The following is a 22626-nucleotide window of genomic DNA, read 5'->3' on the forward strand; positions in this document are numbered from 1 at the left end:
AATGAAAAAAAGAGTTATATTTTATTTTTTAACGGTTTTAATGTTAAATTTTTCTTGTGAAAAAAAAGAAGAGCCAATTACCGAAGCTCCTGTTTCTACCTCAGATGAAGTAAACCATTTTATTTGGAAAGGTTTAAACCTTTATTATTTATGGAATACCGAAGTAACAGACTTAGCAGACGATAAGTTTAAAAATGTGACAGATTTATATAGTTATTTTAAAAAATATAGTTCTCCAGAAGAAACTTTTAACAGTCTTTTAAACAAACCTGGTATTGTAGATAGATTCTCTTGGATTGTAGACGATTATGTTGCGCTAGAAAACTCATTTCAAGGAATAAATATCACTACAGGAATGGATTTTGGCTTACGGAGATATGTGTCTAGTAACAGTAACATTTATGGCTATGTAAGGTATGTAATACCCAACTCAAGTGCCGAAAGTTTGGGCATAAAAAGGGGCATGATTTTTAATACTGTAAACGGAATTCAGTTAACAGATACCAATTATAATAGTTTATTATTTGGCAACACCGCTAGTTTAGATATTGGTTTTGCTAATTTTAATAATGGAAATCCTTTAGCAAACAATACTTTCTATTCAGTTTCCAAAACAGAAGTTCAAGAAAATCCTATTGCTATTTCAAAAATTATTAATGTATCAAATAAAAAAATAGGGTATTTACTGTATAATCAATTTGCAAGTGCCTACGACCAAGAGCTAAATGCAGTTTTTAATACATTTAAATCTAATAATATAGATGATTTAATAATAGATTTACGTTACAACGGTGGTGGCTCCACAACTTCTGCATCTTACCTTGCTAGCATGATTACAGGGCAATTTACCGATCAAGTTTTTACCAGAGAAGTTTGGAACGATAAAGTTACAGATGCTTTTTCTGCAGACAGTTTTACTAATAATTTTGTAAATAAAATAACAACAAGTTCAGGCGCTAGTATCTCTATAAACAGTTTAGAATTACCTAGCGTATATTTTATTGTTTCGGCAAGCTCTGCCTCTGCCTCTGAATTAATTATTAACGCTTTAGATGCTTATATAGATGTAAAAGTAGTAGGTACACAAACTGTTGGTAAACAAGTTGGCTCTATTACACTTTACGACTCTGATAATTTGTTTAAAAGTGGTGCAAATTTAAACTCAAAACATAGTTATGCTATGCAGCCACTAGTTTTTGAAATTAAAAATAAGAACAATAAAAATTATCCTGAAGGAATTATACCAGAAACAAATTTTACTGGAATAAATATGGCAGAAAATATTGCAAATTTAGGTGAATTAGGTAATGAAGATGAACCTTTACTGGCAAGAACTATTCAGTATATTACAACAGGGTTAAAAGGAAGTGCTAAACAAAAGGTTTACTATCAAACAACAGAAATTTACAACTCAAAATTAGCAACCCCTGCAAACAACACGATGTATAAAGAATTAAAGGAAAATTAAGCCTTTATTACTATTTGTTGTGTTTTTTTATCATACCTGTAGCTTACAATATTACCAGATAAAATTAATGTAACCACTTTTTCAATAATGGGTCTTGGTGCAACAAACCATTCTCTAGGTGTTATCCTTTTTCCTTTAGAATCAAATACATCAACATTTAAACAAACATCTGCAAAAAAGCGATGTATTAAGTGCTCAAATTTTTGTGCGTCCATGTTGTAACATGCGTACTTAGCAAGTAAGTGCACGTCTGCATATAAATAGGTAGATTCTTTAGAGGCATTTTTAATGCGCTCATGAACATCTATAGATGAAAAACCAATTTTATATAAATCATTAATTGATGCGATTTCTGGTTTAGAAGATTTTGACCTTAATATATATATCCATCCTGTTTGAACATCTTCTTCGCTTACAATATTTGCATTTTTAAAAAGTTCTTCTTCTGATTCTTTATCTGTGTCTGATACTATGCTTCCGTTATTGTATAATGCTTTTGCCAATGAGCGATAGTACATATTACTTTTTGTGCCATTCTCGAAAATGATTGTTGTTCTGCCATCTTTTCTTTCACTATCACCTAGTTTTCGCTTTTCTAGACCATCATCTTCTAAGTATAATAAAATACCATCTACAACGTAATAATTGCCTTTGTAAAGGTTCTGCTCTACATCTTTAAATTCTTTTAGCTTACGCTTCCCTTCTCTTAATTCTTTATGTATTTTTTTGAAATGTGCTTCATAGGGTGCAAAATCTTTTGTGCTCATTGCTTTTCTTCTTGCTGTGAAATCTGTTTCAGCTCTTTCTGATGCACTTTTAACGTGTTTTAACTCAAAGATAGATAAGGTTTCATCGGTATCTAAAATACCTAAATCATCATCACTTAAAATGTCTGCTACTGATTTTACTTCTTCCAGAGTATTTAAAAGATTATGTGTGTCGTATGGTTTTAATGTTTCTATTTTATTAGCATCAAGTCTCAACGCCTTTAATCTTGATAATAGCTTAAATTCAGTAACATTTGTCGCTTCAGGTTCTCTATCATTTTTTTCAAAAAAAGCATTAATTTCTTGGAACGATTCAATTAAGCGTTCATCTTCTGATTTTACATTAGAGTTTTTGGGTTTAGAATCTAAAATCCCAAACTCATCATCATTAAATATATCTTCTAATGTTTTCTTCTTATCCATTTGCTTGGGCTTTACGCTTTTGCTCTTTTAAAAATATGATTGCTTCTGCCAAACGTCTTTCTTGTGGGTCGAAGGATTGAATGCTCGGTTGTTCGCCTGTTTTTGCAATCCAGTTTTTTATTTTAGGCCATAATATAATGGCTTCTTCATCTGTCATTGTTATACGTGTAGCATCAATAGTTTCTTGGATGGCTTTGAATACTGATGCTGTTACTGATTTAGATAAGATTTCAAATGCTTTTTGAAATGGATTTATGGTATCTATTAAATCGATATTAATATCATCAATATTTACAAAACTGTCTGCCATACGAATAAAGCGTTTATCCCCTACTTCTTCGATAGTACCGTTTTTAATTACAGAATCTACAACTACATGTTGACGCACAGCTTCTACTTCTTCATCTGTTAAGTCTGGATAGGTTTCCTTAATAATTTTAGGTATCAATACTTTATTTATAACCTCTGGATCTACATTACCCGGCATTGCTTTAAGCATTTGATCATCTTGCATGATTTTTGCTTTTAGGTCATTGATATCACTTTCAATAATATCTTTTGCTCTTTGTGAACTTGGTAATTTAAACCCATTTATTTTTATGGTATTATCATCATCTTCTGAATCGTCATCTTCATCATTTGGAAATTTTGGTTTAAACTTAAAGTTAGGTGCTAACACTTGTTCCATTAATAATGATGCTGTAATTGCCTTTAGCATATTATTTACGGATAGTTTTACTTCATCATTCTCTGCATCTGGCTGTGCTATTAAATTGGTAAACTGTGAATGTGTTTTATTTTCACTATCTCTTGTTGCTCTACCAATGATTTGAATAATTTCTGTTAATGACCCTCTATAACCTACGGTTAAAGCGTGTTCGCAATAGGGCCAATCAAACCCTTCTTTTGCCATACCTAGAGCAATAATAATATCTATATCATCTACACTTGACACCTTACGCAAATAGTCTTGTATTTTATCTCTGTCCTTTTGATTGTCATGGACTAAATCTGCAATCTTTAAGATTTTACCTGTAGTTTTACTTTTTACATACAAAACACCTGTATCTGGGTCTTGATAGTCTAATTCCCCTAAGCCATCTAAAATTCTATTGACTTCTTCATATTTATCTTTTTCAGATTCACCTGAATTTACGCTTGGTATGTGAATTATTGTTTTTTTGTTTTCATCTAATATCTCATGAATAGCAGATGTATATTTTCCTTGATAAAAGTGATAGCCAATACCTAATGATTTTAAATAATTATAGCCGTTTAGTTGTTGGTAATAATCATACTTCACCTTTATAAATTTTTCTTCGTCCTCTGGTAATAAAATAGGTACGGAATCTCCTCTAAAGAAAGACCCTGTCATTGCTACTACGTGCGCAGTAGATTTATCCATAATACTACTTAATACGATTCCTAATTTATTATCACCATCTACAGAGACATGATGAAATTCATCAATTGCCAACAAACAATCATTGAGTTGTTTTTCGTCTATGGCATCAAAAGCAAAGCGTAAAGTAGCATGTGTACAGATTAGTATTTTTTCATCACTTTCTAAAAAATTTAGAAATGCAGTCACTTTACTTTTTTCTACACCAGGCGTACATAAGTTATATCTTGGATTAGGTTCCCAATCTGCAAAAAAACCATATTTTTTTAAGTCTGTTTTAGCAAATGAACTACCAATAGAGCGTTCAGGAACTGCGACGATTACTTTTTTAATGCCTTGATTTATGAGTTTGTCTAAACCTATAAACATTAATGCACGAGATTTACCAGAAGCTGGCGGTGCTTTAATTAATAGGTATTGCGCTGTGCGCGCCTCAAATGCTTTTTGTTGCATTTCTCGCATACCTAACTCATTAGTGCTTTTACTTTTTCCTGTTTGTTGGTATTTTACGTGTACTATATCTGGCATAAATGTCTAAAGTTTATCTAAAATTTGTATAAATATATTTCATTAATCATTGAAAAAGAGCTATTTATCATATGTAAATAGCTAAAGTTTATCTAAAAAATGTCTAAAGTTTGTCTAAAAAATGTCTAACTAATCTTGTTTAGACATTTTCCATAATTTGCCTTCAACAACTATAATACCTTGTTTTTTTAATGATTGAAGCGCATTCTTTATCTTGTTTATTTTTTGAGAAATGTCTAAACCTTCAGATAATTTATTGAATAATATATTTTCTAAATCGCTTCTTTTTGCACTTTCAAATTTTGTCAGATAATCTGTTATAATTTTCTGAATGTAATCGTTATCTATTCCTCGCATTTTTATATAGTCACCTTTTTGATTAGTTGCAGATGCCACTTTAGACGAAATATGAAAATTAGGTTTTCTACCCTCAATCAATTTTTTTGACTTTAGTGTTTTAATTTCTTCATCATTTATTATTTTATTTTTTGCAACCTTATCTAGTAGTATAATTTCTTCTAGAGATAAGTTAGGCATTTGCGCTACTTTACGTGCGTAGTTTATGTCTACTACTTTCCCTGTAATAACAACTTTAACTTTATGGTTAGACAAATCATAGTCTGGTAATGGAAAATACTTTTTTCTTTGAATGTTATACATTTTTTTTATCCCACTACCAATGGTATCAATCATATTAAGATTAACCATAGCGTCTGCTAAAAATTTGTTACGATATTTGGGTTCTGGTGCATCTGCTTGAATTACAGTTTCAATACTCTTTGGTATAAAATCACCAGAATTAGCAAATGTCAAGGTTGCATTTTCATTTTCAACCACGAGTATTTTACTTCCCAATGTATAATCTTGATGCGCAATACAGTTGTTTAATGCTTCACGTATTATGTAAGGGTCGTATTGGTCAACTTCATCAGGAAAAAGCGTACCATCAGCTATATAACGATACTTTAGGTTTCGTATTTTACTATAAACACCTTCTATATTTAGCAATAACGGACAGGTAAAATGCTCGTAGTCTTTCTCTAAATTATCGCTATCTTTAAGAATCCAAGTAATTTTTGATGTAGCAGGACTTAGAAAATGTTCTGACTCTGGTTTACCGAGTAAAATTATTGCTGTATTTGTAATTTTGTCTTTAATGGTAAGTTTTGCTTTGTTTAAAAAAACAGCATCTGACCAACTCTTAATAGTGTCTTCTAATTTTGGATTTTTTTGAGTATATCTAACACGTGCCTGCTTTACAGCTTCTTCAGATAAATCTTGTAGCGTTGCATTTTTAACAATTTTAGCACTCCAATCTTCTGTTTTATTCTGAAGTTTTATTCTATCGTATTCATCTGATGATAAAGCACCCAAACTCTCACCATCCCTGCCATAACAGTGTCCTTTCCAAGATAAAGGAAAACCTTTAGGCGCAGCTGGTATTTCTAGTAAGATAATAGCACTACCATCTTGACTTACTCGCTTTGTACTTATAAAATTAGTTTTAGGCGATGTATGCTTCACAATTTCAGCTTTGTACTCATTAAGCTGTTTATCCGTAATTGCTGTACCAACTATCGACTTATTATTTTTAATACCTAACACCAACCAAGCATTGGGCTTATTTGCCAAATTAGCTTCATTACTTAACGCTGAAAAATATTTACCTAATTTATCCTTATCTATTTGGTTTTTAGCTTCCTTAAACTCTACGGATTCATTTTCTGTAGAAAGGCTTAATAGTGCATCTAAAGTGGTGTCCATAATTAGGTTGTGATGTATTTATAATTAGCAGTTGTTAAGTAATCCTTAATAACTGAATTTGATTGCAACTCTCTATCTTTGAGTATGTTAGATATATGAATACTAACGTTTGGTATAGAGGTGTCAAAAAGTTCTGCGAGTTGACTTTGGTTCATCCAAACATTACCGTCTTTTGTATATAAACTTACAGATGCTTTGCCATCTGCTGTGTTATAAATGATGATGTTTTGTTGGTTGTTTTCCATTATGCTTATTTTAATCTATCTCTCTTATTGTAAAAACTAAAAAATAGTACACTAACGCTTTGCTTATTGTAAATTATCGAGGAACTTTACAATAGCGTTTTTATTATTGTAAAAACTCCATCCCTGTTTTACCTATAGTCTCTAACATTTCAAATCTTTCTTTTTTATTTTCTAATTGTTCATAATAATCCTCTAGTTCATCGAAATAGTCAACTAATTTATTACTTGATATTAGTGCTCTTATAATTTCATTTTCATCTTGAACATCAAAAGGCAATGGTTTGATACTTTTAATAAACTTAATGAAACTTGAGTTTGAGTTATTGACTAAGCGTATTAAAAGTTCTTTTTTTAAAATTGTATCGTACTTAAAATCGAAATCTTTATAAATAAAAATACGGTAGGCTTTGCCTTGAGGTCTTAAAGCATAGGTGTAAATATTGAGATTTCTTGCTTCAATTTCAATTAAATTATAAATAGCTAACGATATTGCCTTTATAATTTTTGCGAGATATGCTTGTGTTTGTGTTGTATTAATTATGGTATTTGAAATATTAACAATAGATAATTTATTAGATAAAAACCTAATAAATGCTATTTTCTCATTTTCATAATCTTTACTTGAATTAATATTAAATCTATCATATCTGTACGTTTTATAAAATTTAGATAGTAGGTGTAAAAATTCTTTTTGATGTGCATTTAAGTTAAGACTATGTTTGCACTCTATCATAATATGAAGGTTTAAAAGCTTATGATGCCTTATGCTTTCTTCAAATTGCTTTTTGCTTTCTTTATTATTTACATCGATATTTTCAATAAGTATAATTGCTATTTTTTGTAATCGTTCTATACCAACTGAAAGGTTATACAACAGCTCAAAAACATCTTCTGCATAGTTGAAATTATCTAAAGTGTTAATTGATTTTAAACCATTGAAAAGAAATGCACCAGAGATTTCTAATTCTGTGCCTAAACCAAAATTTTTCCAATAGTCTTGATTATCCATTATGCTTTCTTTTTACGTGTTCTTTTCGGTTTCTCTAACAAGGTATTTTTATGTATCATCTTTTCATATTCCTTAAACAAATACTCTAAACGCTCTGTATCACTGGTAAATGGTTTTAAACGATAGCAACGCTCTATGGCTAAATCTAATTGATGATGCGCTTCTTTTAAACCTTTAGGCATTTTATCTGGGTCGTATAATTGTGCTAATGTTTTGCCTGAATGTTTTTCTCTTTCTTCTAATACTGCAAAAACGTGTAGATTTATTTGTTCTTTTTGTTTTTGGTTTATAGCAGGAAAAGGAAAATTATTATAACAAATTGATGATGAATATAGATAATCGTCTTTTAATTTACCTGCAATATTTGTTAACCAAACCATATGCATTTTAGAGGAAATCACACCCATTACAAATGGTTCAGAATCATATACTACGTGTGCACGATTATTTATAACAGTATCATTCGCAACAAAACCAATAGGCACATATTTTCTTCTAGATGAAGTTGTAGATGGTACAATAATAGCATCGGTATCTCTATGTCTAATTTCTCCAAAAGAATAGGGAATCTCAGAAAGTTTTATTGTTGAAGGTCTTGAACTAGAAAGTCTAGTTAATCTAACTTTTTCGACTCTTCTGTATATTTCATTTATATTTTGAAATTTAAGATACTCTTTTTCAGAAAGCCATAGACACCATCTATATGTATTATTTGTAAATTCTTTAGCTCCAACTAATTTTTTCAAATAAGGAAGTATTTCTGGATTCGTTTTAACCAACTCTTCTTTTTCTGAATTACTTAAAATTAGATTTCCGCCATCGTTTGGCATACTACCAAAAACCATCGGCGGTAATTTTGATAAAGGTTTAGACCTTTTTGTTATATAAATATTATCACCTTCTACTAGATAGGCATTTATTCGTTTTACTTCTTGCTTATGCTTTTTTATAGCAATAAACTTTATACCAGTACTTTTATAATCTTGCAAAGAAATTATTGAACAAAAAACTGCTGCATTATTTTTTGCATTGTTATTCCATAAAAATGATTTGTACGCAAAGCCTATTTCAACTTCATTCAAAATATGTGGCCACAATAATGACACCTGTTCCCCTTGACAAATTGAGTTAGTACTTACAATTGCAAATTTCGATTTAGTGTTCTTAATAAATTCCTTACCCTTGTAAAACCAACAGGCTATATAATCTAGATTGTTATGTCCTTTGATTTTACCTAAGACAAATTTAATATCTTCTTTTTGTGTTTTATCCTGTAACCTCGCACCCAAATAAGGTGGATTCCCTAAAATATAAATTTCATCATTTTCATTTTTAGGACATGTCTCTTCCCAGTTTAAACGTGTTGCATTCCCTTGAGTAATATTACCTGCTTCTTTAAGTGGCAAAATAGGTTTGGCTTTACCAAAATCGAATAACTCATCTGTAAACATTTTATTCATTTGGTGTTCTGCTAACCATAAAGACAGGATTGCCATTTCGTGAGCAAAATCGTCTAACTCTATGCCATAAAACTGAGATAGCTTTACTTCTGTAAAGACAAAAGAATATTGCGGTTCTAAGGCATTAATTTGTTGCCAAATTTTTATTTCTAATTTTCGTAACTCTTTATAAGCAATAATTAAAAAGTTACCACTACCACAAGCAGGGTCGAATATCTTTAATTTCGATATTCTATATATTAATTGACGTAGCTTTTTAGGGTTGCCTTTGTATTTTTCAAATTCCTCATAGAGTTCATTTAAAAATAAAGGTTCAATGACCTTCATAATATTAGGTACAGAGGTATAATGCATCCCTAAACCACTACGATATGCAGGATTTACAACTGCCTGTATCATAGAGCCAAAAATATCTGGGTTGATTTCGCTCCAATCTAAATCGCCACATTCAATAATTATCTTTCGTGCTGCTGCTGTAAACTTTGGTGACACAATAGTGTCTCTAAACAAACCACCATTTACATAAGGAAAGGCTGTAAAATGTGCTGCTTCTTTACTGTTATCTTTTGTATTCAGGACTTTAAAAATCCTATCTAAAAATGTATGTGTATCACTACCATCTTTTTGAGTATGTTGCTCTAAAGTATCTGTAAACATACCCTCAATAGGAAATATATCGGTGTCTTCTGCAAAAAAGCAAAAGAGCAAACGAGATAGGAATATATTTAAGTTATGACCACCATCTTCATAGATATTTGGATTTTCAGTAACTAAGATATCATAGAGTTTCGCCATTTTGTATGACGCTTTTCTATCTGCATAATTCTCGTTTTTTTGAGCATACTTCTCTTGTCCTGCCCAAGGTAAAAAGAAACCGAAGTGTTTATGTATTTCGAGGATAGGGGTATCTAATGCTAACCCTGTTCTTATATCTTTTGCTAATAATGTTTTGTAATCTGTAACAATTACAAAGCGTGGATTGTGTTTTAAGGCATCGGTATTTTTTGTTAATTCATCTATTGTGTTTAATAGTGTACCAGATGCTACTTCTTTAAAAAGCATTTTACTTTTATAGAGTACTTCACCTTCAACTTTAGATAAGTTAAAATCCCCTTTCTTTAAACGTGTTATCGTTGTTTTAGATATACCGTAGGCTTTCAGCAAGTCGAATACAAATTCTTCTTTATTGAAATTATCAACTAAGGCTGTTACGTTTTTTTCTATTTGGGATGCGTTCATTTATAAATAATTCTTTTTCATTACTAATCTATCATAAATGTATGAAAAGGATAATTAAATTTCGTATTAAGTTATTAACGTTTTATTACTCCTCCATTTCTTTATCGGTTAAAACATCTGGTCTAAATTCACTCATTTTTTCGGTGTTTTTACATTTAAGTTTTGCATATTCGAAACCAGAATCCCACCATTTTTTCATGAGTATTTTATCGAAAACTAAGGAGTTTGTGGTTAAAACCGTAGGTGTATAAAATAAATTTAGTTTTAAGTTTTTATTAGAAGCTGCCAATTTTCCGATAGTAATATTGTGTCTTTCTACATGTACTAACATAAAATCGAACACATCAAACAATAAAGAAAAAGGATTTCTAGCAGGTAATTTGTTAATCTGTGTTACTTCAGTTTCTAAAATTATTGCATCAATTTCGGTGGCTCCTCTTAAAATGGCTTCACGAATCGGAATCAAAGAACCAAAACCACCATCAGCATATTGGCAGTTGTTTTTTTCTAACAAACTCATAAAAGGAACATAATTACAAGAACCCCAAATCCAATCACAAAAATCTTCGTAAGTACAATCATTAATCGATTTATATTCTATTTGATTGGCCGTTAAATTAGAAACCGTAACTACTACCTCTTTGTTATTTTCTCTAATTTGTTGATACATTTCTCGGGTAACCTTTTTCTTAATTAAAGAACGTAAATTTTTACTTTCTCCAAATGTTTTTCGACCATTAATAAAATTCCATAAAGTATTTAAATGATGAATACTAATAACCTTTTCCCCGCCTACTTTTTTAATTTTAAAAGGATTGTTGCTAAAAATAGTTTCTTGATTAACATTGGTGTACAATTCTTTTAATTCATCTATCATACCTAAAGCCAAATGAGAAACCATTAAACTTCCGGTAGATGTTCCTAAAAATAAATCGTACTCATTGCCCTGATTTTTCATTAAGTATTGTGCAACACCACCAGCAAATGCCCCTTTACTTCCGCCTCCAGAAATTACCAATGCTTTTTTCATTATCTATAATGTTTTGTTTACTTTAGTGCTATAAAAATAATAAAATGAGTAGAATAAACCCCTTTATTTTTGGTTTCCTTTTTTTAATTTCTTGCACACAAGAATATCAACCTAGAAAAATAGAAAAAGTTACCATTACCACACATAAAATTGATAGTAGCAGCATTAGAACTCTTGTAGCAATAGATAACGAGAATATGTCTTTTGCTGGTTCATTAGGTAATTTTTCTACGACATCAAATGGTGGAAAAACTTGGAGTACTCTTACCCTAAAATACCAAGATTCTATTGTACCTCATTTTAGAAGTTTAGCATTTAACGGTCACGATTATTTTGCACTTTCCATAGGAAACCCTGCATTGCTTTATAAAATATCTGAAGACAAAGCAACTATTGTTTATAGCGAATCTCATGAAAATGTTTTTTATGATGCCCTTACTTTTTTTGATGACAATAGACATGGAATTGCTGTAGGCGATCCTACAGAAAATTGTGCTTCTATTATAATTACAGCTGATAGTGGAGAAACGTGGCAAAAAATTCCTTGTGATAATTTACCTGAAATTGCCCAAGGAGAAGCATTTTTTGCAGCAAGCAATACCAATATCAAAACAATGGGAAGCACCGTTTGGATTGCTTCTGGAGGCACCAAAGCAAGGGTTTTAAAATCGACTAATTTTGGCAAATCTTGGCAGGTATACAATACGCCTATTGCACAAGGAAATGGCCCACAAGGCATTTACTCTATAGATTTTTATGACGAAAATAATGGGTTTATAATTGGCGGTAATTACGAAAAACCTACAGAAAATAATGCTAACAAAGCACTAACTACCGATGGTGGAAAAACATGGCAACTCGTCGGTATAAACACGACTCCGAACTATAAGAGTTGTGTACAATATCTACCAAATACGGGTGGTAAAGAACTATTTGTTGTAGGAAAAACAGGAATCTCTTTTTCTAATGATGGTGGTAAAACGTTTTCTGATGTTTCTAAAGATGGTTTTTATGCAATTCAGTTTGTAGATGAAAATACTGCTTGGCTTACCGGACACAAAAAAGTTGGAAAAATGAGTTTACAAAAAAAGTAAGCAAGGGAAATTTTCCCTTGCCTACTTTGATAACGTTGTTTAATAAAGTCCCTAACCTTCATTAAAATATTATCTATTTCAAATTTAGAAAAATAAACGTCATTTATAAAGTTGTTTACGATAATTCAGGGTTTTTCCCCTTTACACCTTCAAAAAAACTACGAAAATGTTTAAAATCATTTTCTTTGTTGTCTGTTGTATAATAAGGAGGAGAAATTTTTACTTTTTTATTTTCGAAATCTAAAGTTGCCATCACTACAGGTACATTTGCTCCTTTAGCAATATAGTAAAAACCTGTTTTCCATTGTATAACTTTTTTTCTCGTTCCTTCTGGAGACAAGCCCAATCGAAACTCTTCTTTACTGTTAAAAGTTTTTATAACAGCTTCTACTAAATTATTACTAGTAGAACGATTAACAGGAGTACCACCTAATACTCTAAAAAAATAACCAAAAGGCCATTTAAATAACGCATCTTTTCCAATAAAATGAATCATGGTACCACAGCTAATTCGTGTTAAAATTGCAATAGGAAAATCTACCCAACTAGTATGAGGTGCTGCAATAACTACGTATTTTTTTAAATTTTTAGGAAAATCATTTTCTATTTTCCAACCAAGTAACTTGTGTAAAATAAATTTTGAAATGTATTTCAATAGTATATTAATTATGTACGATTTATAAAAATATCTTTAATTCGGTAATAATCTATTATAAAGTTATAAATTTAAGCACTAAAATTGAAATAATGACAGATTTTTTAAGCTACTTACTTATTGCTTTTATTTTTGTTGTAATCGGCTTATTTGTAGGTAGGTTACTAGCAAAATCAGCTTTACAAAAAGAAAAATTAACGTTAGAAAAAGAAAATTCTAGTTTAAATGCTAGTGTTATAATGCTAGAGCAGGCAAAAGATATGGCTAACAATAACCTTATTTCTTGTCAGAAAGAACTACGAAATACACAACTAGAAAAAGAGGCACTTATTTCTGAAAAAACGAGATTGGAAACAGAATTTAAAAACACTGCAATTAAATTAAATGAAAATAAAAAGGAACTTGATAAATTAAACACCAAATATTTAAAAGAGTTCGAAAATCTTGCTACTAAAATATTAGAAGATAATTCAACAAAATTTAAAAACCAGAATAAAGAAAGTATTAGTGCTATTTTAAACCCTTTAAAAGAAAAAATAGAGGGTTTTGAAAAGAAAGTATCAGAATCTCAAGAAAAGAGCGTTGGCATGCATGCTGCCTTAAAAGAGCAGTTGGGAAGCCTTAAACAGCTTAATTTACAAATGAGTAAAGAGGCAATTAATTTAACAAAAGCACTTAAAGGAGATAATAAAACACAAGGAGATTGGGGAGAAACTCAATTAGAAATTTTATTAGAGAAAGCCAAACTTACCAAAGAAATTCATTTTACTACACAAGGCGGTTACAGAGATAGTGCTGGTAAGTTAAAAAAGCCAGATTTTGTAATTAATTTACCCGAGAACAGGCACTTAATTATTGATGCTAAAGTTTCACTTACCGCTTATGAAAACTATTTTTCTTCTGAAAATGAAATAGAAAAAGAAAAATATCTAAAAAGTCATATAGAAAGTATAAGGTCTCACTTTAAAGATTTAAGTGATAAAAAATATGAAGATTTGTACGAAATTAATTCGCCTGATTATGTACTTATGTTTGTACCTATAGAACCAGCATTAATGATTGCTTTAAATAAAGTAAATAATTTGTATTTAGAAGCTCTAGACAAAAACATTGTATTGGTATCTACATCTACTCTTTTGGCTACATTAAGTACTGTTTCTTCTATGTGGAGACAAGAAAATCAAAAAAGAAATGTATTAGAAATTTCTAAACAAGCTGCTGCACTTTATGACCAATTTGTAAATCTTACCGATGATTTGTTAAAGGTTGGCAGTCAATTAAAAACGGTGCAAGGTAGTTACGATTCATCAATGAAAAAATTAACAGGCAGTAGAAACTTGATTAAAAAAGTAGAAAAAATAAAACAACTAGGTATCAACACTTCCAAAAAAATCAATCAGAAATTATTAGATAATACCGAAGATGAAGCCTAGAGATAGTAAATTCTTAATTAGTTTCCTACCTCATTTATAAATTGAATACGCATTAACCTCAGTTCTTCTTCATCATAATCACCATCAAATTCATCTAAAGCATCTTGTATTTTATCAGTTTCAGCTTCCATAAAATACTCGTGAATTTCTTCCTGCTGATCTTCATCTAAAAGATCATCTAACGCATAGCTAATGTTAAGTTTAGTACCCGAATAAATAATAGCTTCCATTTCCTTAATTAATTCATTCATTTCTAAGCCTTTCGATTTAGCAATGTCCTCTAAAGGTAATTTTCTGTCAGTATTTTGAATAATATATAATTTTAGTCCAGAATTTGTACCGGTACTTTTTACAATTAAATCGTCTGGCCTCAAAATGTCATTTTCTGAAACATAAGCCTCTATAAGAGAAACAAACTCTTTACCAAACTTTCTAGCTTTTCCTTCTCCAACTCCATGAACTGTAGATAATTCTTCTAGATTAATAGGATATTTTAGCGCCATATCATCTAAAGAAGGGTCCTGAAAAACTGCAAAAGGAGGAACTCCTGCTTTAGAAGCTACCTTTTTACGTAAATCTTTTAACAGTTTTATTAGGTTAGCATCTGCTACTGCACCAGAAGATTTACTGTTCGTAATAATGGTTTGGTCATTTTCTTCTGAATATGAATGGTCTTCAGTCATCATAAATGAAGTGGGTTTTTCTAAAAAACGCTCTCCTTCTGATGTTAATTTTATAACGCCGTATTGCTCAATTTCCTTTTTAATAAAATTAACCACTAAAACTTGGCGAATTAGTGCCATCCAATATGCTGGTTTTTTATCTTTTCCAACACCAAAAAATGGTTGTAAATGTGTTTTATGCGAGGTTAGCAAAGCATTTTCTTTACCTACCAAGGTGTTTACAATTTCTTTGGATTTATATTTTTGAAGTGTATTTTTAACGACGGATAGTAATTTGATTACATTGTCTTTAGCTTCATGTTTTTTCTTTGGATTCCTAGAATTATCATCCATATCTGCCCCTTCTCCATTCACATCATCAAACTCTTCACCAAAATAGTGTAATAAATATTTTCTTCTATTCATAGAGGTTTCTGCATATCCAACCACTTCTTGTAACAATGCATGCCCAATTTCTTGCTCGGCAATGGGTTTGCTAGCCATAAACTTCTCTAACTTTTCTATGTCTTTATATGCATAAAACGCTAAACAATACCCTTCGCCATCATCTCTACCAGCTCTACCCGTTTCTTGATAATAGCTTTCTAAACTTTTAGGAATATCGTGGTGAATTACATAGCGAACATCTGGTTTGTCTATTCCCATACCAAAAGCAATGGTCGCTACAACAACATCGCAGTCTTCCATTAAAAACATATCTTGGTGTTTTACTCTTGTTTTGGCATCTAAACCTGCATGATAAGGAACTGCATTGATGCCATTTACTTGTAAAATTTGTGCAATCTCCTCAACTTTCTTACGGCTTAAACAGTATATAATTCCAGATTTTCCTATTCGCTGCTTTACAAAACGAATAATATCTTTTTCTACCTCTTTTGTTTTTGGTCGAACTTCATAAAATAAATTTGCTCTATTAAAAGAAGCTTTAAATCTATTTGCTTCTTGTATTCCTAAAGTTTTTAGAATATCTTCTTGAACCTTTTCTGTAGCAGTGGCTGTTAAACAAATTACAGGAACATTGTCTATAGCTTTAATAATATGACGTAAATTTCTATATTCTGGTCTAAAATCGTGGCCCCATTCCGAAATACAATGTGCCTCATCTATGGCTACAAAAGAAATTTTTTGAGTTCTTAAAAAAGTAACATATTCTTCTTTTATTAAAGATTCTGGTGCTACATATAGTAATTTAGTAACGCCACTTTCAATATCTTCTTTAACTTGTGCTACTTCAGATTTGTTTAAAGACGAATTTAACACATGAGCAACCCCATGGTTTTCTGAAATTCCTCTAATAGCATCTACCTGGTTTTTCATCAAAGCAATTAATGGAGAAACCACAATTGCGGTACCATCTTGCATCAAAGCCGGCAATTGGTAGCATAAAGATTTACCACCACCAGTAGGCATAATTACAAAAGTATTGTTGCCTTCTACAATACTTTTTATTACTTGTTCTTGTAAGCCTTTAAATTTATTAAATCCAAAATACTTTTTAAGAGGACCGTGTAAATCCATTGAAATTTATATTCTATTAATTTATTTAACAATAAAAGGGAGCACAAATTACTAAACCTAATTATTGTCACTATTTTTTTTAGTAAATTTGCTCCTTTCTTAATCTAAAGATATAACTTTTTTTTATTCTGATAAAATACAAAACGTTTGAAAAATTCTACCTCTATAATTTCATTAGCAAAAGAAACGATTTTAATCGAAAGTAATGCCATTGCTAATTTAGTAAACTTGCTTGATGATCACTTTGAAAATGCCGTTAATTTTATTTTAAATGCCAATGGTAGAGTTATTGTTACTGGTATTGGAAAAAGTGCAAATATAGGAACTAAAATAGTAGCTACGTTAAATTCTACAGGAACACCTGCAATTTTTATGCACGCTGCAGATGCCATACATGGCGATTTAGGAAATGTGCAAGAAAATGACGTTGTAATTTGTATTTCTAAAAGTGGAAATACTCCAGAAATTAAAGTGTTAATACCTCTTATTAAGAATTATGGTAATAAAATTATTGCCATTACAGGAAATATAAATTCATTTTTAGGAAAAAATGCCGATTTTCCTTTAAACACGTTTGTAGAAAAAGAAGCCTGCCCAAATAACCTAGCTCCTACCACAAGCACTACTGCTCAACTAGTTATGGGTGATGCTTTGGCGGTTTGTTTGCAAAGCTTACGCGGATTTTCTAGTAAAGATTTTGCAAAATACCACCCGGGTGGCGCCTTAGGTAAACGTTTGTATTTAAGAGTTAGTGACCTAATTAAAAATAATCAAGTTCCAAAAATCAATAGTAATGATACTGTAGCAGATGTAATTGTAGAAATATCAGAAAAAAGATTGGGAGTTACCGCTGTTTTGGAAAACAATATTTTAGTAGGCATTATTACCGATGGAGATATTCGTAGGATGCTTTCTAAAAACACCAATATACAGCCTATTACTGCCAAAGAAATAATGGGTAAAAACCCTAAAACTATCTCTATAGATGCAATGGCTATAGAAGCTTTAGAAAAATTAGAACAAAATAATATTACTCAAATTTTAGTAGTAGACGAAAACAATAACTATTGTGGTGTTGTTCATTTACACGATTTAATTAAAGAAGGAATATTCTAATGGCAAATTCACAAAAAGAAATGTCTTTTTTGGGACACCTCGAAGAGTTAAGATGGCATTTAGTTAGAAGTGCCTCTGCAATTTTTATTGTAGGAATTTTATTGTTTGTATTTCAGAAAGAAGTGTATGAACATTTTTTGTTGGCGCATAGAAAACCTGACTTTATTACCTATCAATTATTTTGTGATTTCTTTAATTTATTTGGAGCAGATAGTACTTTTTGCAATGTTGTTTTTAAAGACAACTTAATCAGTTTAAAACCTACACAACAGTTAATGAATGCAATTTGGTCTTCATTAATATTAGGTATTATTCTTTCTTTTCCTTATTTACTATGGGAAATTTGGCGTTTTATATCTCCAGGATTAACAAAAAAAGAAATTAGTAGTTCTAGAGGTTTTATTTTTATAGCTTCTTTTTTATTTTTTTGCGGAATAGCTTTTAGTTTTTACGTAATTGCTCCTATTTCAATACACTTTTTATACAACTATCAAATTACAGACTTAATTCAAAATAACTTTACAATGGATTCTCACATCGGACTCGTAACCAACATGTTACTAGGTGTTTCCATTCTCTTTGAATTACCAGTATTAGTCTATTTTTTAACCAAAATAGGATTGGTTACTCCAGAATTTTTAAAGAAATACAGAAAACATGCCTTGGTAGTAGTGCTTATTTTGGCAGCTATTATTACACCACCAGATGTTGCTAGCCAAATAATAGTAGCAATTCCTATTCTTTTTCTTTATGAAATAAGTATAAAGGTTTCTAAAGTAGTGATTAAAAATCAACAAAAAAGAGAAAAATCATCCTCTTAATCTTGTATTTTACATCTTTAAAAATTCATTAAGAAAATTACAACAAACAAATTAGTACTTTTACATTATTATAGATTAAAAGATGATTTTAAAAGCAGATAATATTCAAAAAATTTACGGCAGTAGAAAAGTTGTAAAAGGCATTTCTTTAGAAGTTCAACAAGGTGAAATTATTGGTCTTTTAGGGCCAAATGGAGCCGGTAAAACAACCTCTTTTTACATGATTGTTGGAATGATAAAACCAAATGCTGGAAATATTTACCTAAATGACCAAGAAATTACAGAAGATGCGATGTATAAACGCGCACAAAAAGGAATAGGTTATTTGGCACAAGAAGCCTCTGTTTTTAGAAAACTTTCTGTAGAAGAAAATATTATGTCGGTATTGCAATTTACAGGTCTCTCAAAAAAAGAACAAAAAATAAAATTAGAATCACTTATAGAAGAGTTTAATATTGGTCATGTTCGTAAAAATAGAGGTGATTTATTGTCTGGTGGAGAGCGAAGAAGAACAGAAATAGCAAGGTGTTTAGCCTCTGACCCAAACTTTATATTGTTAGATGAACCTTTTGCGGGTGTAGATCCTATTGCGGTAGAAGATATTCAAAGCATTGTAGCACAATTAAAAAATAAAAATATTGGTATTTTAATAACCGATCATGATGTTCAAGCAACACTAGCAATTACCGATAAAACCTATTTAATGTACAACGGAAGTATATTAAAAGAAGGAACTCCAGAAGAATTAGCAGCTGATGAAATGGTGCGTAAAGTATATTTAGGTAAAGACTTCGAATTAAAAAAGAAGAAAGTATTCTAAAAAATCTTTACCTTTTGTTCTAATATAATTCACAAATTTTATTCAGCCAATCGACTTTTAGCGTATTTTTAGTTTTTTAGCCTATCTTTTTAGATATCATTAACAAATAACACTAAGTTTTAAACTACTGGTAATTATCATCAAAAAAAATAGGTGTAAATTTATACTTTAAGTTGCCTATTTCTATAGTTTGCAATTATAGACAGGAAAACATATAAGGTTATTATTAAAGGGATAGATGCATATTGCAGTGTGATAATGCATAAAATAGAGACTATTAAAAATAAATACTTAATGATGTTATTTTTTAAAGAATACTCTTTAAATTTTAATGAAAATAACGGCAATTCTGCATTCATTAAAAACGTTAATAAAATAGTAATTATTAGTAAAAAATAATGATTACTAATTAGGTTATACATCCACTCAATATCTGAATATTCTAAAATTAAAGGGAGTGATATTACAAATAAACTCATTGCAGGTGTTGGTAACCCAATAAAAGAATCTGTTTGCCTAGTATCAATATTAAATTTTGCCAATCGGTAACATGCTCCTAAAGTTAACAATAACCCTACATAAGGTAATAATTCTATTCTATCACCAGACCAAATTACACTATCCGATTCGTAATTGTAACTGGAAAAAACACTGTTATTTGCCAGTAAATTTACCATAATTATACCAGGCACAACTCCACTAGTTACCATATCTGCTAAAGAATCCAATTGCTTACCTAGCTCGCCAGATACATGTAATAATCGAGCAGCAAAACCATCAAAAAAATCAAAAAATATTCCTAGAATAACAAAAAAAGCAGCCAATTCAAAAGCCTCATTTACTGCAAAAATAGTGGCAACTGCACCACAAAAAAGGTTGGCAAGTGTTATAATATTGGGAATATGTTTTTTAAAACTCATGTTCATATAAATTGATAAAGTGGCTAAAATAAGAAATACTAATTTGAGGATTTTATAAAATTGCTTTTTTTTGATTATTTTTAAAAATTAACCTAATACTACAAACATATGCCAATTGTAAAATCTGACTTCTCTCCTACTTTACCATTTAAAAATGGTCATTTTAACACAATGTACAGACCTTTGTTTATGAAAGATACATGTAAATACGATAGAAAAAGAATTTCAACTTGGGATGATGATTTTATAGATTTAGATTTTTCTTTTGTGGGTGGTAACACACTCATACTTTTAATACATGGCTTAGAAGGAAGCTCCGATTCTAAATATATTGCTGCCAATTGTAACCATTTAAATTCGGCAGGTTTAGATACGGTATGTTTTAATTTAAGAAGCTGTAGCGGAGAAGATAATTTATTACTAACAACTTACCATAGCGGTAAAACCGAAGATGTAGATTTTGTGGTAAATCACTTAGCAGAAAACTACAATTATACAAACATAGTAATTGTTGGTTTTAGTTTAGGAGGAAATTTAACACTAAAATACCTTGGTGAGTATCATAATAAAATACCATCAATAGTAAAAGGAGGAATTGCTGTTTCTGTTCCTGTAGATATTGCAACTGCAGAAAAAGAAATGGAAAAATTAAAGAACAAATTATATTTAGAAATCTTCTTTAAAACCATGAAAAATAAAATTCTAGAAAAAGCATACAAATTTCCATCGTATCATTTAGATAAAGAAAAACTCTTTAAAGCCACAAAGTTTATTCATTTAGAAGAACTATATACGGTTCCTGTTTTTGGTTTTGAGAGTCCGCAAGATTATTGGAAAAAAGCAAGCTCAAAACCTTATCTATCGAAAATTGATAGACCAACAATATTAATAAATGCAAAAGATGATACTTTTTTATCTCCAGAATGTTACCCTCAAAAAGAAGCTATTCAATCGGAATATTTTTATTTAGAAACTCCAAATTTTGGAGGACATTGTGGATTCATGACTTCTTTTAAAGCTCATGAGAATAAATGGTTAGAAAAAAGAATTGTGAAATTTATAAACGAGACCATAGGTGTTTTTTAAACAATAACTTTTTAATTGTGGAGTTAGTTTAATAGTAATTTCGGATATTTGTTAAAATAATAGCATGCTTTTGAAACATAAATTTTTTCTTTTATTTTTAGTGATTCATTCGCTTTTAAACGCACAATCATTTAGAAATTACAGTAACGAATTTCTATCTATTGGTGTAGATGCGGCATCACTCGGTATGAGTAAATCTGTGGTAGCTACTGCAAACAATGCAAATGCTATTTATTGGAATCCTGCAGGTTTGGTAGGAATAGAAGATTACCAAGGTTCTGTAATGCATGCCTCTTATTTTGCAGGAATTGCCAACTACAACCATGCTGCATTTGCCATGCCCATAGACAAAGAAAGTGCTATCGGTTTTTCTATAATTCGTTTTGGTGTTGATGATATTTTAAACACCACAGAACTAATTGACAATCAGGGAAACATAGACTTTAACAATGTGAGCTTGTTTTCTGCTGCAGATTATGCCTTTCATTTTGCCTATGCTAGAAATTTAATTTTTAAAGACTTAAAATTTGGCGTAAATGCCAAAATTATTCGAAGAATAATTGGTGAATTTGCTACTTCATGGGGTTTTGGTTTTGATGCTGGTATTCAATTTGAAAGAAATTCATGGAAATTTGGTGTAATGGCTAGAGATATTACTACAACTTACAATACATGGTCGGTAAATGAAAATGAATTTGAAAAAATAAAAAATGCTATTCCTGGTCAAAACCAAGAACTACCAGAAACTACCGAAATTACAAAACCAAAAATTCAGTTAGGTATTGCAAAAGATTGGAGATTGAGTCGTTTTATGAATTTACTAAGTGAAGTTAATTTCAATATACGATTTGCAGAAACTAACGATTTAATTGCTACCAATTTTGCTAGTATAGATCCGTCAATTGGCTTTCAAATAGATTATGATAAATTGGTGTTTTTAAGAGCAGGCGTTGGCAATTTTCAATATATTTCGGAATTCGATAATTCGCAGTCGGTTACGCTACAACCCAATTTTGGAGTTGGTTTCAATTACCGCGGAATAACAGTAGATTATGCTCTTACTAATATTGGTAGTGTTGGTAACGCTCTATATTCTAATATTTTTTCTATAACATTTGACTATCGTTTCTTTAGACGCTAAAAAT

Annotated in this window: 18 protein-coding genes; 8 read left to right on the plus strand and 10 right to left on the minus strand. The window is 30.5% G+C overall.

The window, feature by feature from the left end:
• Position 1: 1 nt before the first annotated feature.
• The gene (locus WHD54_RS00700; RefSeq protein ID WP_088322753.1) at positions 2-1468 is read left to right on the plus strand and encodes a S41 family peptidase; all 1467 of its coding nucleotides are present in this window, start codon (positions 2-4) and stop codon (positions 1466-1468) included.
• Here WHD54_RS00700 and WHD54_RS00705 read toward each other — a convergent pair.
• The 7 genes from WHD54_RS00705 to WHD54_RS00735 form a co-directional block, all read right to left on the minus strand.
• Positions 1465-2658 (minus strand): GIY-YIG nuclease family protein, encoded by a 1194-nt coding sequence (locus WHD54_RS00705; RefSeq protein ID WP_088322754.1) that lies wholly within the window; start codon positions 2656-2658, stop codon positions 1465-1467. The two genes, WHD54_RS00700 and WHD54_RS00705, sit on opposite strands and share 4 nt — an antisense overlap.
• Positions 2651-4588 carry a DEAD/DEAH box helicase gene (locus WHD54_RS00710; protein ID WP_088322755.1) on the minus strand — a complete coding sequence of 646 codons (1938 nt, stop codon included), beginning with the start codon at positions 4586-4588 and terminating at the stop codon, positions 2651-2653. Before WHD54_RS00710 ends, WHD54_RS00705 begins: the two co-directional genes overlap by 8 nt.
• Positions 4589-4717: 129 nt before the next feature.
• Positions 4718-6352, minus strand: coding sequence for an RNA-binding domain-containing protein (locus tag WHD54_RS00715; protein WP_088322756.1), 1635 nt, complete (start codon positions 6350-6352; stop codon positions 4718-4720).
• 2 nt (positions 6353-6354) lie between these two features.
• Positions 6355-6597, minus strand: coding sequence for a DNA-binding protein (locus WHD54_RS00720; RefSeq protein WP_088322757.1), 243 nt, complete (start codon positions 6595-6597; stop codon positions 6355-6357).
• A gap of 103 nt (positions 6598-6700) precedes the next feature.
• On the minus strand, positions 6701-7606 hold the full coding sequence (locus WHD54_RS00725) for a hypothetical protein (RefSeq protein ID WP_088322758.1): 906 nt from the start codon (positions 7604-7606) through the stop codon (positions 6701-6703).
• Positions 7606-10305: a class I SAM-dependent DNA methyltransferase gene (locus WHD54_RS00730; protein ID WP_088322759.1), complete on the minus strand. Its 2700-nt coding sequence runs from the start codon at positions 10303-10305 to the stop codon at positions 7606-7608. The genes WHD54_RS00725 and WHD54_RS00730 overlap by 1 nt, the downstream gene beginning before the upstream one ends.
• Positions 10306-10390: 85 nt before the next feature.
• Positions 10391-11335 (minus strand): patatin-like phospholipase family protein, encoded by a 945-nt coding sequence (locus tag WHD54_RS00735; RefSeq protein ID WP_088322760.1) that lies wholly within the window; start codon positions 11333-11335, stop codon positions 10391-10393.
• Between the two features lie 44 nt (positions 11336-11379).
• Between WHD54_RS00735 and WHD54_RS00740 the strand changes: the two genes are divergently transcribed.
• Complete coding sequence (locus tag WHD54_RS00740; protein WP_088322761.1) at positions 11380-12429, plus strand: oxidoreductase; 1050 nt, start codon at positions 11380-11382, stop codon at positions 12427-12429.
• A 115-nt stretch (positions 12430-12544) separates the two neighbouring features.
• On the opposite strand, the gene WHD54_RS00745 is transcribed toward WHD54_RS00740, so the two are convergent.
• On the minus strand, positions 12545-13084 hold the full coding sequence (locus tag WHD54_RS00745; protein WP_088322762.1) for a 1-acyl-sn-glycerol-3-phosphate acyltransferase: 540 nt from the start codon (positions 13082-13084) through the stop codon (positions 12545-12547).
• A gap of 92 nt (positions 13085-13176) precedes the next feature.
• On the opposite strand from WHD54_RS00745, the gene rmuC reads away from it, so the two are divergent.
• On the plus strand, positions 13177-14517 hold the full coding sequence (rmuC, locus tag WHD54_RS00750; protein WP_088322763.1) for a DNA recombination protein RmuC: 1341 nt from the start codon (positions 13177-13179) through the stop codon (positions 14515-14517).
• Positions 14518-14534: 17 nt separating this feature from the next.
• Here the strand turns inward: rmuC and WHD54_RS00755 are convergent, their stop codons facing one another.
• Positions 14535-16718 (minus strand): ATP-dependent DNA helicase RecQ, encoded by a 2184-nt coding sequence (locus WHD54_RS00755; protein WP_088322764.1) that lies wholly within the window; start codon positions 16716-16718, stop codon positions 14535-14537.
• Positions 16719-16865: 147 nt separating this feature from the next.
• Here WHD54_RS00755 and WHD54_RS00760 point away from each other — a divergent pair, with 147 nt between their 5' ends.
• The 3 genes from WHD54_RS00760 to lptB all read left to right on the plus strand — a co-directional run bounded on the left by WHD54_RS00760 (position 16866) and on the right by lptB (position 19475).
• Positions 16866-17834, plus strand: coding sequence for a KpsF/GutQ family sugar-phosphate isomerase (locus tag WHD54_RS00760; protein WP_088322765.1), 969 nt, complete (start codon positions 16866-16868; stop codon positions 17832-17834).
• Positions 17834-18655, plus strand: a complete 822-nt coding sequence (gene tatC, locus WHD54_RS00765) for a twin-arginine translocase subunit TatC (RefSeq protein ID WP_088322766.1) — start codon at positions 17834-17836, stop codon at positions 18653-18655. The genes WHD54_RS00760 and tatC overlap by 1 nt, the downstream gene beginning before the upstream one ends.
• An 82-nt stretch (positions 18656-18737) precedes the next feature.
• On the plus strand, positions 18738-19475 hold the full coding sequence (lptB, locus tag WHD54_RS00770) for an LPS export ABC transporter ATP-binding protein (RefSeq protein WP_088322767.1): 738 nt from the start codon (positions 18738-18740) through the stop codon (positions 19473-19475).
• A gap of 161 nt (positions 19476-19636) precedes the next feature.
• On the opposite strand, the gene WHD54_RS00775 is transcribed toward lptB, so the two are convergent.
• Positions 19637-20395, minus strand: a complete 759-nt coding sequence (locus tag WHD54_RS00775) for a CDP-alcohol phosphatidyltransferase family protein (RefSeq protein WP_088322768.1) — start codon at positions 20393-20395, stop codon at positions 19637-19639.
• A 108-nt stretch (positions 20396-20503) separates the two neighbouring features.
• Between WHD54_RS00775 and WHD54_RS00780 the strand changes: the two genes are divergently transcribed.
• A complete protein-coding gene (locus WHD54_RS00780; protein ID WP_088322769.1) occupies positions 20504-21481 on the plus strand; it encodes a YheT family hydrolase in 978 nt (325 codons plus the stop codon).
• A gap of 64 nt (positions 21482-21545) precedes the next feature.
• Positions 21546-22622: a PorV/PorQ family protein gene (locus tag WHD54_RS00785; RefSeq protein WP_088322770.1), complete on the plus strand. Its 1077-nt coding sequence runs from the start codon at positions 21546-21548 to the stop codon at positions 22620-22622.
• The last annotated feature ends 4 nt before the right edge of the window (positions 22623-22626 follow it).

Origin of the sequence: Polaribacter tangerinus, assembly GCF_038024095.1 — a bacterium.
Classification (GTDB): domain Bacteria; phylum Bacteroidota; class Bacteroidia; order Flavobacteriales; family Flavobacteriaceae; genus Polaribacter; species Polaribacter tangerinus.